Origin of the sequence: Candidatus Nitrosotalea okcheonensis (assembly GCF_900177045.1) — an archaeon.
Classification (GTDB): Archaea; Thermoproteota; Nitrososphaeria; order Nitrososphaerales; family Nitrosopumilaceae; genus Nitrosotalea; species Nitrosotalea okcheonensis.
On record NZ_LT841358.1, the window covers coordinates 798765 to 814965 of the forward strand.

Annotated in this window: 14 protein-coding genes; 5 read left to right on the plus strand and 9 right to left on the minus strand. The window is 37.7% G+C overall.

What is annotated here, in order from left to right; translation table 11 throughout:
* Position 1: 1 nt before the first annotated feature.
* Positions 2-2323, minus strand: coding sequence for a type IV secretory system conjugative DNA transfer family protein (locus BQ3481_RS04815; protein WP_157927238.1), 2322 nt, complete (start codon positions 2321-2323; stop codon positions 2-4).
* A 280-nt stretch (positions 2324-2603) separates the two neighbouring features.
* Complete coding sequence (locus BQ3481_RS04820) at positions 2604-2744, minus strand: ribbon-helix-helix domain-containing protein (protein WP_157927239.1); 141 nt, start codon at positions 2742-2744, stop codon at positions 2604-2606.
* 289 nt (positions 2745-3033) lie between these two features.
* On the opposite strand from BQ3481_RS04820, the gene BQ3481_RS04825 reads away from it, so the two are divergent.
* Together BQ3481_RS04825 and BQ3481_RS04830 are read left to right on the plus strand one after the other, a co-directional pair.
* The gene (locus tag BQ3481_RS04825; RefSeq protein WP_157927240.1) at positions 3034-3501 is read left to right on the plus strand and encodes a hypothetical protein; all 468 of its coding nucleotides are present in this window, start codon (positions 3034-3036) and stop codon (positions 3499-3501) included.
* Between the two features lie 173 nt (positions 3502-3674).
* A complete protein-coding gene (locus tag BQ3481_RS04830; RefSeq protein WP_157927241.1) occupies positions 3675-3893 on the plus strand; it encodes a hypothetical protein in 219 nt (72 codons plus the stop codon).
* A 221-nt stretch (positions 3894-4114) separates the two neighbouring features.
* Here BQ3481_RS04830 and BQ3481_RS04835 read toward each other — a convergent pair whose 3' ends face one another.
* Positions 4115-4654, minus strand: a complete 540-nt coding sequence (locus BQ3481_RS04835; RefSeq protein ID WP_157927242.1) for a hypothetical protein — start codon at positions 4652-4654, stop codon at positions 4115-4117.
* A 183-nt stretch (positions 4655-4837) separates the two neighbouring features.
* Between BQ3481_RS04835 and BQ3481_RS04840 the strand changes: the two genes are divergently transcribed.
* Positions 4838-5287: a CBS domain-containing protein gene (locus tag BQ3481_RS04840; protein ID WP_157927243.1), complete on the plus strand. Its 450-nt coding sequence runs from the start codon at positions 4838-4840 to the stop codon at positions 5285-5287.
* 282 nt (positions 5288-5569) lie between these two features.
* On the opposite strand, the gene BQ3481_RS04845 is transcribed toward BQ3481_RS04840, so the two are convergent.
* The 4 genes from BQ3481_RS04845 to BQ3481_RS04860 form a co-directional block, all read right to left on the minus strand.
* On the minus strand, positions 5570-6970 hold the full coding sequence (locus tag BQ3481_RS04845; protein ID WP_157927244.1) for an alpha/beta fold hydrolase: 1401 nt from the start codon (positions 6968-6970) through the stop codon (positions 5570-5572).
* Between the two features lie 81 nt (positions 6971-7051).
* The gene (locus BQ3481_RS04850; protein ID WP_157927245.1) at positions 7052-9853 is read right to left on the minus strand and encodes a hypothetical protein; all 2802 of its coding nucleotides are present in this window, start codon (positions 9851-9853) and stop codon (positions 7052-7054) included.
* An 84-nt stretch (positions 9854-9937) separates the two neighbouring features.
* Positions 9938-12268, minus strand: a complete 2331-nt coding sequence (locus tag BQ3481_RS04855; RefSeq protein ID WP_157927246.1) for a hypothetical protein — start codon at positions 12266-12268, stop codon at positions 9938-9940.
* A gap of 43 nt (positions 12269-12311) precedes the next feature.
* Positions 12312-12638 (minus strand): hypothetical protein, encoded by a 327-nt coding sequence (locus BQ3481_RS04860; RefSeq protein WP_157927247.1) that lies wholly within the window; start codon positions 12636-12638, stop codon positions 12312-12314.
* 78 nt (positions 12639-12716) lie between these two features.
* On the opposite strand from BQ3481_RS04860, the gene BQ3481_RS04865 reads away from it, so the two are divergent.
* Complete coding sequence (locus tag BQ3481_RS04865; RefSeq protein WP_157927248.1) at positions 12717-13004, plus strand: hypothetical protein; 288 nt, start codon at positions 12717-12719, stop codon at positions 13002-13004.
* Positions 13005-13177: 173 nt separating this feature from the next.
* Here the strand turns inward: BQ3481_RS04865 and BQ3481_RS04870 are convergent, their stop codons facing one another.
* Positions 13178-13546: a hypothetical protein gene (locus BQ3481_RS04870; RefSeq protein ID WP_157927249.1), complete on the minus strand. Its 369-nt coding sequence runs from the start codon at positions 13544-13546 to the stop codon at positions 13178-13180.
* Positions 13547-13721: 175 nt separating this feature from the next.
* Positions 13722-14798, minus strand: a complete 1077-nt coding sequence (locus tag BQ3481_RS04875) for a hypothetical protein (protein WP_157927250.1) — start codon at positions 14796-14798, stop codon at positions 13722-13724.
* A gap of 68 nt (positions 14799-14866) precedes the next feature.
* Here BQ3481_RS04875 and BQ3481_RS04880 point away from each other — a divergent pair, with 68 nt between their 5' ends.
* On the plus strand, positions 14867-16105 hold the full coding sequence (locus BQ3481_RS04880) for a hypothetical protein (RefSeq protein WP_157927251.1): 1239 nt from the start codon (positions 14867-14869) through the stop codon (positions 16103-16105).
* The last annotated feature ends 96 nt before the right edge of the window (positions 16106-16201 follow it).

The window sequence follows — 16201 nt, forward strand, 5'->3', positions numbered from 1 at the left end:
GTCACCGTTGTTTTTTTCTTGTTATTACCTTGCCATTTTTCACATACACATAGTTTCCCCTATTTTCAAGAAGCGTCTTTGCAAAGGTTCCGCATTCTAGATCCAATACCAAGTCCTTTAATCCTCGATCGCTGAGTTTTGAAAAATCAAACCCTGCAGGTTTCTTGTCTTTTGTATCGGATAATACAGCCGTGTCATTTTTCTGCTCTGCTTCTAAATTATGAGAGTCCAAGTTTTCACCGAGTTTTTCGTCTTTCCCTGGCGATATGAGACATTCCTGCCTTTTGGCTTGGGCGATGTTTTTTCCTTCCAAGTCAAATTTTGCATTCTTGGTCTCGATACCGCCCCGTTCTGTCACACCATTTTGCTCAAGTTTCCATAAAATCTTCATTACATCACATGCAGAAAATTCTGCTTTGTAGTCAATAGACTGTGCCGTACCACTGCCTTTTAGTATGTTGTACACCATAAGTTCCTCCCCAGTTAGGCAAGATATGAAATTGTCATGTATGTTGCCAAGTCGCCCTACTACATCAGGCATGATGATTGCGATATTATAAAACTGCCTAGCAATGTTATTCTTGTTCATCGCATCTACAACATACTGTTTGTGCTTGTCTGAGAAAACTATGAACCATACATCGTACCCAAGTTCAAAGTTTTTCCTGAAATTCTCAACAACCTGAGATTCATGTTTTGTTGGGTCTATCTCTACCTCTACTGCAATTATTTTTTCAGACCAATACAGAGGATCATACGTTATTTCTTTTGAAGCCTTGCGTCTTTGTAATTCAAATATTAAAAGATCCGGCCTCTGTTCTGCCCTGTCGCCAAGATCTGGAATACAAAACTTGAATGTTTTTTGCTGCATGTTCATTATCAGAAATATTGTAGCCTGGTGCAGTGGAGACCCTGCACGTCTTCCTATTGCAGTTTGTGAGAAAAAACTATTGTATGCAAGGCCCGACAATACATAACTGATAGCAAGTTTGTCACCGCCATCGTTAAATATCGTATTTTTGCGCTCCACCAGATGTAATTGATTAACTAGGATATCATCGAGTTTTGAAAAAACATCTCGCTTGTTTACTGGAAACATTTTGTAAACAAATTCATAGATCTCATCTTTTGTCATGTCCCTATTTTCATTATACAGTAAGAGCAAGATTGTTGCCTCAAGTGGTGTTACCTGTGGTGACGGGTGTTGAGACTTGGTCGGCATGACATATCTTTGAAGAGATGTTGGTTCGCCATACTTTTCCACACTGTATCTTGCCAATTCTTTCCAATCTTTTCTTCTATCAACTATTGGAAGTGCCATCAACAATCCAGTATGTTGCGGATTCCCCTGGGAATAAAAGGCAAATCTTCCCTGCGTCATGGATGTGAGTTGCTCTACCGATACTGGCATTACAGTCTTGAACATGTTTGCAGTCTCCAAATCCACTTTGAAGCAAACTAGCGTACGAACCAGTGCAGATATCTCCTTTGCAAATTCCCTTGGGAATGTATTGATGGTTTGTGTCGCAATTGTCACTTTCATGTTTGCCTTTCTCATTGTGTTTAGCAATTCCCTTAGCGCAAATGGGGCAAAAAGATGCGCCTCGTCAACATACATGAAAAATGATCTTGTTGTACCAACAGGCCTTCCAAACCTTTTTCTTGCTTCCACATAGACCATGTTGATTAGAATAGTCCCAAGGAACGATATCACATCGTCAGAGCCGCCACTTGATAAATCCACTATTACCCACTTGTCTGATTCCATTATATCCCCAAAGTCAATCGTTGATTTTGCAGTGTCAAGTATTGCTGCTACCTGAGGGGTTGACAAGATCTTGTCAAGTTTGTTGTACGCTGAACGACCGGCATCTTTTTGATATTGTTGAGGAAACAAGACATTCCAGAAATGTCTGACATCTCTGTTTGCAACTTTATTCATAAAAACAGAACGCATTCTCTCATCTGTGATTATTTTTACCAAGTCTCTAAGTGTCGAGTCTTCTATCTCTACAAGTGCATTTGCACCATTTCGTAGCAAGGCCTCAAGCTGTGGACCCCATGAATCGTGATATATGTTTCGTAATGCATTTACAAGATTCATGGCAACAACATACCTGTCACTACCACTCTTTACCTCAAGTGGGTTTATTTTTACAATTTTTCCCCACAAGCGCACAGTATCCAAACTGATGTAGATTACGCGGTCCTTTTTTGATTCCGGAATCATTCTTAGTACATCTTGTGCCAAGGTTCCATGTGGGTCAACAAGCATGAACCATTGATCTCTGTTTATGTTCTGGTTTATCAGTATGGTATCCACAATACTTTTTCCTGAACCAATCTAGCCAAAGATTCCCGTGTGTATCTGCTCATTTCGTGATATTCCTGCAGTCATGCCATTGTCATTAGAACCAAGAACTGTCATGTCAGACTTGCCAGAACTCATGATTTGTAGAAATATTCTATTTTAAAAAGTCAAAATGTGTCCAATTAGAACAGAATTATGTCTCATGGTCATACTTGACAATAAAATTAAGTTAAAAATAAAACTAGTTAGAACTGCAGATTTTGTTATTATGTGATGATCCCACAAAAACAGTTTAGCTGTGAGATTTTTTCAATTTTGAAACTGCATATTCAAATCCATGTGACCTGCTAGAAAACACCTTTTCCTTAATTTGTTGGTCTATCCATTTTACCAGTTCTGCATCAATACTGATGGTAAGTTTCATCTTTGCCAATAGTATGACTATGTAATACCGATTCATTTAACTAGAGGTATTACTTTACCTTACTAGGTAAGGGAATGTAATAATGATTAACAAAATTCTGAAGATGTTTTTTGATCAATGCGAATATGCAAAAAATGTCAATTTTATGACAATAATAACTATGACCAATATTACAAATCAGATATGCTGTGTGGAATAAAGAGAGAAAAAGACGTGGTCAAACTTGGGGACAGATCTCTCAAAAGCATCATAAGAAATCTGACAATTGATAAATGATATAAAATTATGAGCCAGCAATTTGCAAGGAGAAAAAGTCAACAAAAATGTGCCCAAGAAAGGTGTGAATGTCTTGGAAAGTAATGTACATTCCAGCCGTGATAAAGACAGACACAGCACAACAAAAAATGATATAGAAATACAGAAAACAATAGATTTGTTATCACTCTTATCAAAACTACATGCCTTGAAGATCTTTACTCTTGCAAAGGATGGCATAAAATCGCATATTGGTACGCACTCTGAGATTGGGCTAACAAAAAAGCAGTATTATCTTAGACTTAATCAGCTAGTCAAGGCTGGTCTTTTGGTAAAATATGATGACACGTATAATCATACAACACTTGGCAAAATCATTTATCATGATTATCTCCTACGACTTGAAAAGGATATTTCAAATTCTAAATACATGGAGATGATAGATGTGCTAAACCAGTCTTCCAAGTTCAGTAAAGACGAGATTAAAGAAATTTTTCCAAATATGAGATGAATCCAAGTGATTGATTGTCATATCATATCCAAGCACTGTATTTCTCATTACCTATGTTTTGATTAGTCCTGTAGGATCCAGTTACTATTTTGGAGTTAATCAAACCCCCCCCCCCCAAACCTTTTTTCGTATTCTTTGTGATCAAATACTTCTAAAATAGTGCAGACTTTTTCTTGTTTTGTACCATATACGGTATACGGGAGATATCAGTCGAGCCTCTCTTTGAGTGCCTCAAGGATGCATTTGGTACATCCGTACTTTTGGTGCGGGGATTTGACATCTCATCATCATATGTATTAATGTGCATCTTTGCATACCAGATTGCCGTATACTATAACTGTATTACAGGCAATGATAACCCAAGATGTGTCAAGAGAATGTTTAGCAACTAGGATTTATTTTTGGAAAGAATAGTGCCCACGGCTCAATTAGTTAAAACCATGAACCGCCTTATTGCACACTCTATACATACAAAACTTGCCTTAAACAATTTCATCCTCATTTTTATTCCCAATTATCCAAATATTTCAGGCAATAATTACAGATTGGATAACCTGTATCTTCTCCATATTCTGTTTTGCATCTTTTACATATCTTTTGTGATTTTTGTACACTATTTTGCGTAGTCATTAAAAAAAGAAAACATCTTTGCAAAATTGGCAATATTCCTATTCATCATCTGATCATAAAAGTCCAATAACGTAAGCCTATTAGACACATAGGACTTGACCATATTTTCGTTCATGTCCATTTGAAATAGAACCATTTGTTTGACAGATCCCAAATAGGCATTAAACATTGCAAGCATAGCATCATTTACACCCATCTTACCAAAGAATTCTTTTTGGGTCAAGCAAGATGTAGTGTAGAAATTGTTTGCAATGTGTAGATATTTTTTGTACAGATCAGAATAAAGTTGAACATATGTTGGAATTTTAGAATCGATCTTCTCGACTATCTCAGAAGCGTTGTCTTGGATGACATTGGGCATAGAAACAACTGTTTTTTGTCCAGATAAATCATGTTCATTTTTGCTTGTCTTGATTGCATCGATTAATTGCTTTTTTGTTACATTTTCTATTGTTGCTATTGTTTCCACTGTTTTTTCTGACATCCATTCTATTACACAGTCATAGCCATTAAATGTGATCATGATTATCATCTCAAATTAGTAAAAAATGTCATTACGTGCATTTACACATAAAACATCGTAGTTTTACCGTCCAATCGTAAAGTAAATCTCCCAAGATCCCCTTGTTGTTTGTTCTTTTGATTTTCTTATTATCAACATGATAATTTTACGGTTGATTTTATATCAAAAGTTAGAATTACCATTATGAGTACAGCATTGGACATAATGAGTAAGAAACTTGTCACTCTTGATTCAACTGTTTCTGCCTCAGAGGTTGCAAAAATAATGGACAAAAACAATGTAAGCTGTATAGTACTTACAAAAAATGAAAAACTTCAGGGCATAGTGACAGAAAGAGATTTTTTATCCAAAGTTATGATACCAGCCAAAAAACTTCATGAGTTAGCAGCAAGTGAAATCATGACTTCTCCCATTACAGTTGTATCTCTCCTTACTCCAGTAAATGAAATAGCACAAAAAATGCTTGATAACAAAATCAGAAGAGTGGTTGTCGTAGATGGCGAACGACCACTGGGGATAATCACAGTTACAGATTTTGTGAAACACATCCATACAATATTGTCAGATTCTGAAAATTCTAAAATACAATTTTATAGAAATTTGTTTGAAGATTACGAAGATGGGATTAATTAGCCAGTTCAAATCTGATTGCATCAATTGATGATTAGAACGCATTCATTTGAATATCCAATCTTGAGCTCACTTTGAACATTCAAAGTTTTATTATTTTTTGATCAGTGTTTTTTCCATCACCTGACTGAACATATGGAATTTCCGTCATGGCACATGGATGGGCAAGGATAATGAAAATAATGATATTCAGAAAATTCAAGGACAGTATTTTTTGTGATCTTGACAGATTTGTGAGCTAATCATGTGACAGAATCAGTTCCAAATGAAAATGTTACATTCCACTCAAGATCTTTGGGCAAGCCATTTTCCAACTTCGGGCCATAATTTTTCATGTGCTGCCGTACTTATACACAAACCAACATGACCTGTTGGAAATTCAACGAGTCTCTTGTCAGCACTGCCTATTGCATCAAGTACAGATTTACTTGATGACGGAGGCACTAGGTCATCTTTGGTACCAATTATGTCAAGAACTGGTACTGATATTTCTTTGAGGTTTATTGTTTTAGAACCTACTTTCATCTTATTTTGTATCATCAGATTCTTCCTGTATACCTGATCCACTATCTCACGATAAACTTCTCCTATTATCGGTCTGCTGTCGTATAGCCATGTCTCAATCGCAAAAAACTGGGTCATCTCGTCGAGGCTTCGTGGTTCGCTAAAATATCTAGGGTACTTCAACATTGTCTCCACGGGATTACGCAGAATAAATGCCAAGTTGAGAAGCCAGCCAGGGATGTTTCCACATGTATCTACCAGATTGTCGGCATTGAGATGAGCAGTCCAGTTTTCTATTATCGTCTTTTCCTTCTCTATATCTACCGGAGTAGCATGTAAAATCAGATTCTTGACATTTTCTTGATGTGTAGCTGAATAGATAAGGGCAAATAGTCCTCCCCAGCAGTAACCAAACAAGGATATTTTTTCAGATCCGCTTATTTCCTTGATTTTTTCTACCGCGTTTCCAATATATTTTTCAGCATATGTCTCAAGGGATAGATCCTTGTCAAAGGAGCTTGGAGTTCCCCAATCTGTTGTATAAACATCAAAGCCTTGTTTTTGGAGATTTCTGATGACACTGACTTGGGGAAGAAGATCCAGAATATAGTGTCTGTTGATAAGTGAATATATCACTAGTAGAGGCGTCTTGTGTTTTGGTGCCAGGTCTGATTTATAATGACGTATCTTGAAGCCTCCCTTCACATCTGCAGCATCAGATGGTGTACTGCCATTGTCTCTCAGGGTTGATGTTTCGCAACAAGTCTTGGAGCAATGGATGATATCAGATGGCGTTCTGTTGATGTTGTCCCTTAGTGGTTCTAGTATTTTGTTTGCATATGATATAAAATCATAAAAATTGGAAGTGAGTTGGCCATATCCAAAAAGACCGCATAATTTTATCCAAGAATTAACATAGTCTGACATGCTTGATGCCAAAGCATCGTCGTTTAGATCATCCCGAAGTGTAAAGTCAAAAGAAGATCTAATGTTTTTTTCAATATTTTGTGCGGTTCCTTCCCTTGAACTAAAAAAAGTATCCAGTGCATGTGAGCCTGCATCAAAGAGTGCAGAGTTGTACTTTAATGCAAAATCAAACCAGTTGAAGACATAGTCATAGTAATAATCAGAGGCTTGTTTTGTTACATCGTTTGATGTGTTCGTCTTGGTTGCAAGCGACAATATCCTATGGAGCGAGGTGATCAGATTTTAATGTAAGCTGTCATTATCACACATGATATCACCTGTCATGGTGCATGCAATTTATGTTCGCAGGTTTTCCTGTACGTGTAATTTTGCGATAAATTTTTCCAGTTTATCATTTAGTTCCCTGGCATACCAAGATATGGTGCTGTGTTTGCGCATTGCAAATATTCCAGTAATTGGTCCAGCTATTACTAGCATCAAATATGTGTAATCAGGCCTGTAGATTGCAGTTGCAAATATGCTGTCTTTTGCTACAAAACTAGGATCATTTGTCTTTGAATCAAATGGCAGATTGTTGCCGTTCCAATGATCAAAAACCTGTCTTACAAGAAATGAGACTTGCCATTTCTCTGGAGCATCTAGTGTGACAGTACTTCCATACGAGTAAAATCCCCCTCCAATAGCATTTGTTGCATTTACACTGAGGACCAAGTCATATGTTGCAATTATGTACGAGTCGTCTTCTAGGTATGTTTGTACGTTATTTTCAGTATAACGCTGGTTACCAATATCGATCATGTGTAACACATAATTTTTGTTTTGCAAAATCACTTTTGGTGGTAATTCCATGTCAGCATTGCCAGCATTCACGGTTGTAGTAAACGGTGTGTTTTGTTCAATGGAATAATTACTAACAGTAAACTTGGGATTGATGTGTAACTGGGTTCCATCATTTCCTTTTGCAACCATCGTTATGTCTATTATTTTCTTTGAGACAAGATGCAATGTTTCAGATACTGGTCTGAATCCATCTTTGTGTGCAAATATAGTCACATCAAAACTCTGTTCTCTTGATGGTATAATGGAGTATTCTCCATCTCCTTTTTTAATAACAGGAAAAATTGATTGTACTTTGTATGTTACATCACTGATATCTGAACTTATATTGAAAATATTGTCCTTTCCCACTCTGAAAATTGTCGAGTTTGCATCGGTGTTTACATTCATGTCATTGTAAAACGAAGTGATTGACTGCTTGATTGCCCCATCCTCTGAAAGTATCACTATTGTTACCCTTCCTTCCTGATTCACGTATATGTACCTGCCAGAAGGATCAAAATCCACTCCGGTTATTGTCGATACATCACGTGGTATGATCCTCATTAATGGAACCCCAAACGCATCTGTTTTGTATACAACATAAGGAAATTTTTCTCCCACATGGACTCGCGGTGGCAATTCAAATTCCATGTTTGTTGCAACATCAAGAGGAACAATTGAAATTGCAGAGGATTGAATTCCTTGAATTGATGCTACTAGTTCTGATTTGGCAGTTAACATCCCACCAAGTATCATGTTGGTGGATGTAAAATCGAGTACCTTTGGCATATTATTGATGGTACTTTTGATTTCTACTTGTGGTGGAACTGCAAAAACATTTGATGGTTCTATCATTGCTCCAGTACTGTCTGCAATGTACATTATGCCAAGATCTTGATTTATTCCAGCCTTGGCTGGAAGTGGGGTTATCTTGATGCTGTATGAATCACTATACCGTGGTTTGACATTAAAAGTTGCAACACCCGGGATTTCTCCTGGACCTGATGCTGCCATGGTAAAGTTTCCAGTTCCACCCCCTTGTATGCCAAATTCCACTGCCTGAGCTACGCCTGCTTCTTCATTGCTTCCAGGTATGCGAGTGGGTATCATGCTGATTTGTTTGTCATATCTTGTCTCCGGTCCATTTGATGACAACTGGACTGTACTGCTGTCTGCTTCTAGCGGAATGATTGTGCTGGTGTTTGATTGATTCATCTCATGATACAACCCAATTATGCCATATCCCGAGTCATCAAATGTAGTAGGATACACCCAAATTTTCACCATGTTTGGTTTACATGACGAAAATGAATCGCAGTAACTTGTGATGTTTTTTCCTGTTACTTGATTGTTCGTCGAGGGCCCAACTATTAGGCTAGCACTTGCTACACCAAACCCGTCTATGCTTGCAGAAATTACTGTACTTCCAACATTTCGCGTATAGACAAAACCTTTTGCAACCCCGTCCCTTATTGTTGTAGAATAAAGCATATCACTAAAATGCGTGACATCATAATTATTTCCAAATCTTGCAACATTTGTATCACTTGATGTAAGTGACGCATGAATTGCATACGGAGGCTTGAATGGCATCCCATCTTTTTCCAGCCAAATGTAAAAGTAAGACAGAGAATTTGGCAGTGCAGTGTAGGGTGCCACAGCTAATTTGATCGTTATATCATCACGGGTTTTTGTGACGTTTGTAGTTGCAACACCCAAGGTATCAGATGATATCGAAATAGTGCCACTGCCTTTTGTAATCAAGGGCAGTGTGGTATAATACTGTCCCTTGGGTATGGTTACAGTTTCTGGGGCTGTTATCATGGATGATGTTGTCACGGTTATTTCTGTATCTTCATCAACTGACACCGGCAATCCAAATTTATCTTCTGAAAAAACATATGATTGCATATCTTGTGCCTTGGTCACATGTGTTGGAACGATCATTTGTAATTTTGATGGTTGCGAATTTGAAGTGTAAACCATGGCATCACATTGGGTCAAATTTCCATTTAATGCACCAAATACAGTAGCATTTCCATCTTTGAGTGCTGTGATTGTAAATATTCCATGATTTTCTGACGGCTGCACTGTTACTGAGAGCGGCACACGCAATGTCGATATATCACTTGAAGACAAGTAGAAAATACTTGGCTGGTTTGTTGGCTTGTCTAAAACTACCATTCCTTCATAATCCTGACCGCTGATCATTTTGCTTGGAATCCATATTGTAAAACTGCTCGCATCTTGCTTTGATGGCAAATTTGAACTGGCATCATTTGGGATCAAGTCAAGCTGTCCAAATACCTGAAGTGGCAATATGACAATGCCAATGAAAAATAGAAAAACCACAGTTCGCATAAGACCGAAAATTATGCGCAATTTAAGACAATTTTTTTATCGTCAACTAATGCCTGTGAGGATGGAACCACTGTTGAGATTTATCGCGGCACTTCCGGTGCATATTTGGTTTGTAGTGGTAAATACTCCGTAGTGCCCTGTTGGTACAGATATTGGATCTCCATATGCATCCACATGTGCACGCAGGTAAAATTCAACCAAATCTCCTGCATGTACTGGTATCTGCACTAGTCCAGAAGCTTGTGAAGTTGGATAATGCATTGCCATTGCATTTGAACCTGAGAATGACCAACTGCTCACAGATGATGTCTGCTGAATTGTTGGATTTGTGTTATAGTAAATAATCTGCGAACCAGAAAATACGCCATTTACGTAAACATCTGCATATACGTCAAGCGGTCCTGCGTGAACGGATGATGAGGCATATGATAAATGGTCAGTACACCCACCAGATTGGAATTGATCTTGTGGGCATGGTGCCTTTATGTACCAACCTGTTGACGGATCATACACCTCGTAGATGTATTGTGTTGCAGTCTGTTGATAGTTGTAAGTTGCACTTGTGGTGTATGATGTGTCCGCAGAGACTTGAGCATTTACTAACGCATACATTGTTCCGTCTTTTGGGGCAATAGATGATGCTTCACCGCCAGTGTCCGCACTAATTTGCAATGGCGCACCATTAGTATCATATCCTGAATTGCTGTTTGTACCTGGCGTGACAATTGATATTCCCAAATTGTTTGGAATGGAAGACATCTTCAGTACTGTTTGAGTACCATTCAGGCTAAATGAAATTGATTTTAGCCCCGGAATGATTGGTACCATCATAGATGAGCCTGCATTGTATGTCTTTGACAAGTATGGTATGCTGATTAACGAAGTTGCATTATCTACCACGTTTTGTATGTCGGTTTTAGCAGCCATTGGAATTTGAATATAAGCAAACGGAGTATAGATCTGCATAGATGCTGCAGGTATGTTGAACATTTGGTTATTCACCGTATCATAAACTGCAGTACCTATGGTTCCGTCATATGATGGAGAGTTTGGATAAATGTCCAATTCACCACTAATTGAAGACTGGCCTCCGGCGGCTATTTGTGAAGATGACAAGGATATTGTACCACTTGAGCTTGTTACACCTTGTACACCGACTATTCCGTTTTGTAATATCTGAAACGGGATGTTAGATGGTAAGTTAGTCACTTGCAAAAACATCTGTGTGCTAGGATCATAGTTGGTTGCACCAATTGTTGTCCCCCCAGATGTGGGGGTTACAATTAACCAATACGAGTATGAGGGATTGAAATTTACTTGTGATTGAAAATCATTTGTGTATGTTTGTGTCAACTGGACAAATGGTGATTTATCATAGAGCGTAATATACGGTACAAATGAACTGCCACTCTGAAAATATGAGCACCCTCCTTTCGCGGTACATGAAGAAGAACTAGTGTGCGAATAATAATTTGCGGCATACTGATCAGTTGTGCTATAACTTACAGAAGTTACATAGTAGTAACTTCCTGATACGTATCCATTTACCGTTGCAACACCTGTTCCAGAATCATAACCACAAGACCAAGACCAAGCTGTGTATGCGCTCATATTGCAAGATGACCAGCCCCAGGTATATGTCGCATAGACATTGCTTGCCGAACTTGTGTATTTGTTGACAGGTGTTGTTATGGCATATCCTCCACTGGTTGTTCCAATGTTTGATGAAAATATTGCATATCCATGAGTCCCACCATCATAAGCAGTTGGGGACACTGTAGGATCTATCAAAGTTCCAAAAAATGCAGAGCCACCACCAGCAAGTCCTGATCCTGTCACAACAGTAGATCCCAATCCACTATTGAGTAAAATTCCGAGATTTCCTTGACCGCTAATGCTAATCCCACTTGATGAAGTTGTACTGTATGGTGAACCTGAAAATACAACAGTAGAACTGGGAGACAATATGTTTGTCAGTTGTATACTGTTACTTTGTAATGTCCCATTACTGTACACATACGGCGCATTCATCTGTGGAATGTATAACTTTTGAACAGGATCGCTTGCCTGAAATCCTGCCGCAAATGTTCCCGTGTCAACTTTATTGTATGGTCTAAGCGAACTTGAATTTCCAGTAGCACTGTCTATTCCTGCAATTACTGAACCTTTTGGATTTACAGTAACAATCTGTGCAATGACTCCATTGCCCGTTCCATTGCCGTTACCAGTCCCAGTAGCAGAAGAACCGGATGTATTTGCGATTGGAAATACATTGCCATTGTCAGTGACAATTAAAATTTGTGTGGCATATGCACTGTTAAACACAAATGCTGCCAGTAATAATCCTAAAGAAAGTAATTCTATTCTTTGCATTATTTGAAAAAAGTATCTAATTTTTAAACAGTTGATAATCCAATTATTTTAGATATTGTAAAGGTATTACTCCGTTAAGGTTAATGCTAGAGTTTGTAAATGCAGGTATCTGCTTATCATATGGAATTCTGGCAATCAAATGTCCCTGATCGTCTACAATTCTAAAATACTTGATATGCACCGGTACATTTTCTGGATTTTTGAAACTAAATGAACTTCCAGAGTACGTTGCCATGATGTTTTCTTTTTCTCGAATGTTGTGAATCGTATTGATATCATTTTCTTTTTGTGTAACTGTCAAACTTTGGCTTTGTTGTTGCATTATCAAACCCATTCCAACTATGATAATGAGCGTGATAGCTATTGCCACAGGTATCATAATTATTAATTTGTAATACCATTTAAGCGGTATAATGACACCTTTTATTTTTCATGATTCCGTGATTGTGTGATAGGTCTTGCAAAAGGACAACAAATTCGTGACAAGATAAAAGTACAATGCAAGATGGGGCTTGGAACATTATATCTACTTGACACTGGAATTGCAGTAGAAGTACATGGTAATGGATTGTGCCTGGAACTTTTGTATGACGAAATACTTTCAAATGCAGTAAAAAAAGATAGCCTTGTGATTTCTTGGACTGAGGGAGTGGCTACATATGATATGAAATTTAATATCAAAAATGCGGTCGAGGTAATACAAAAAATAAATCAATATAAAAAAATAATCTCTTGAATTAGTAAATCCTCCTGATGTAGTGGATTACTTTTTCATCATAGCAAAGCAATTTTCGTATGTAGAGTAATCACTATCTCAGTTTAGTGTCCCATTATAATGAATTCCGTAAGACTCGGGCTAACAGTTAAAACCTGAAAATGCTCTGCTATGAACTAATTTACTAATTCCAATTAATTGGAATTAATCATGGTTGATTTTATCTTGTTGAGGTAGACATAGCCCAGTACAATTGAGAGTATGGATATCACCCCAATCACTACACCCATCTTTTCATAGAGAACAATCCATCCAATACCAACTGCAAGCATTATTCCAGCCCAAGTGAAATAGTAGTCATGGTCGGAGGTTGCGTAAGGTTTCTGTTTGTTCCTGAGACCAAGCACGGTAGTATAGATTGAGACTGGAATCAAGAAGAGAGGAATTGATAGAACAAGCGGGATTAAATGTAATTGCAACAAGGCTGCCACGGCAATGATGACAAGTATTACTAGAGTAATAGTTGTAATATTAGACGTACGATGAGTCTGAATCTTGCTCAACAATATCTATAGGGTTTTCATTCATATAAGTAATTGAGTATGTGACATGGCCGTTTCTGAAAAATACGCTTGTCAGACATTCTCCTCAAATAATATCAAGCAGATTACATTGTTCTCGCCAATTCTTTCCAGTCCAGTTTCCCAGATAATTCAGTGATCATATTCATCGTATGTCTCACCCTGTTGAATTGGTAAGATTTACGCCCAGTCTCCGTAATGCTTTGAGTATATGACCTTCGGTGGTAGAGTTGATTTCGTTTGTATAGTTTTGATTTTCAGCATTGCTCTGTATCATATTTTGAGTAAAGTTGTTTCCAGTGTTTGATGGACTTGTCTGGTTTGAGTAAGTATTGTTGGTATCATTTGACAATGTAAATGTCATGAGTTGTTTTGGAATCCAGATGGCATGTTTCTGGGACTCTGAATTGTTGTCGGCTTGTGCGAGAGTTTTATGTCCCACAGGTTCCAGCAACAGTTGGCCTTGGCACATCTGTTTGACATCAAGTGGCGGGTCAACAGCATCTTTTGTCACATTAGAAAATCTCAATAATTTTACTTGATAGAGAGTTGGCACATCAGTGTTTGCAGTCTTTGAATCATAAAGCGTACTTTCCACTGGAAAGGGAATATCATCTTGGAGGTAAAACGCATTGTCTCTTATCACTTCAAATCCAACTTGATATACAGATGCGATGGCATTTCCCGTGTTTATTGTAGTGAACCTATTTACAATTAACTGGGGAATGGGTAATACATATTCGTCTACCAGTCCCCACGAGGTTCCAATCTTGAGCAATTGAGGTTTGTGCATGTTTGCATATTTTTGTAGATAAAATATAGTATGTGAAAGAGATGTAGCATAATTCATGCTGGTACCATCAGTTGTAATTGTTGCAAAATCTGAAGATATGTGTAAAATGGAAAACCAATGTTTTCCTGCATCATCTGGTGTGAAAATCGCTTGAACTATCCAAGTCTGCCCAGTCTGTTCCTGCAAGAGTCCGATAAAGTCAAGTTCTACCTCATAACACGGAGTTGCATAATTTAGAGTAGGCTTTATGGAATAGTCACATATGTGATATGTGTAGCTTTGCTGAGGCAATATGCCCTTTCCAACATACCACGATGGGTATTCCTTTTGTTTTTCAATGACAAGACGCTCGAAACTATTGTCAAACCCTGTTGCGTATACAGGAATAATGAAAAATGAGATTATCATAATTGCTGCAACTGTCAAAATAATTTTTAACATGTTTTTCAAGCATCAATTGCTTAAAAACAGAAGATCTTGCTTTAAATTTCATAATTTTCTAAAATACAATGACATCGAAAATACAGGAATTTGTTTGGCTTGAGCTCAAGCCTCAGCAGAGATTCAAAGATGATCAAGAAAATCAAGTCCTGAAAATAATCCAGTATGCCACGGAATTTGCATTCTTTGTTTTACGGAGCAAGTCTGAAATGAGATTGATAGTCAGAACCACAAATATGAACCAAAAGATCTTTGGAACAATTGACGGCCTCACAGTAGAACGCATAGACCGGCCGCACTTTGAGCAAATGGTCACAAGATATCTTGCATTAAAAAATCACTTTATGGTTCCCCTTGTAGACCTTGCAAAAATAGTAAAAAGTGATGTCTACTCTAAACTCTGGCAGCAGTCATCGGGGTGTATGATGGCCTGTTTTGTTCAGGACCAGACCAAAAAAATCTCAAATGTAATACATGACCAAGTGACCTCGCTTGAGAGTAAAATGTCAAAGAAAAATGCCGTATTTTCTAGCAAGAGAAAGATAGATCTCGCAGAAGCAAAAAGCAAACTTGCCGGACACAATCTGTATAATTGCTTTATTATATTTGGAGTAGAGGCAACTCTCCACAAATTCTCAGAATTGGATGCAGAAAAAAGAAATAGTGTAAATCAGGAGAAAATCCTGTTTGAAAACCATATTGCCAATCTAAAAAAAGACCTGACGGAGGAACAATTCAAAAAGGAACGTAAGAAACAAAACAGCATTCATCATGATAATATTAAAAAAATAAAAGACGCTTTCAAACTGGAGGTGGAAAGATCAAGGGCAGATATTGTCCGGTCAGCAAAAACGTTGGATGGCATCATCAATGTAGTTCTTCTCAACAGCTTTTCTCACAGAATCACATCTCGTAAGATCAGATTCATGTATGGAAAAAAGACTTTCAGGCAAAAACTTGCAGAGTTGTTTTCTGTCAAATCGATTGATCCATATACTTTCATGCCTCAAAAATTGCACTCAAAAAGTCTTGCCTTATCAGACATAGAGCTTGTATTCTTTTTGTCATTTCCGCAAGAAAAAGATATTCAGATAATCAATTTTGGCGTAGGTGTAACACCTACTTTTGTACACAGTCCTGCCCAAGATTTATCCCTGACAGATCTTACAATGCAATGCCATCCACATCAAGTATCGTCAAAGGACCAAGACAGGTTGAATCGTTCAGTATATCATAGCCTCAAAGTTCATTGTGAGAAATGCGGTATTATGATCAATGTAAGAAAAGATGGAAAAACTGAGTACTAGATACGGCATCCAATAATTTTGTATTCCACAATTAATTTTGATTGTGTATTATACTAGGCAGATTTGTTTAAATCAGTTTAATACTCATTACGTTTT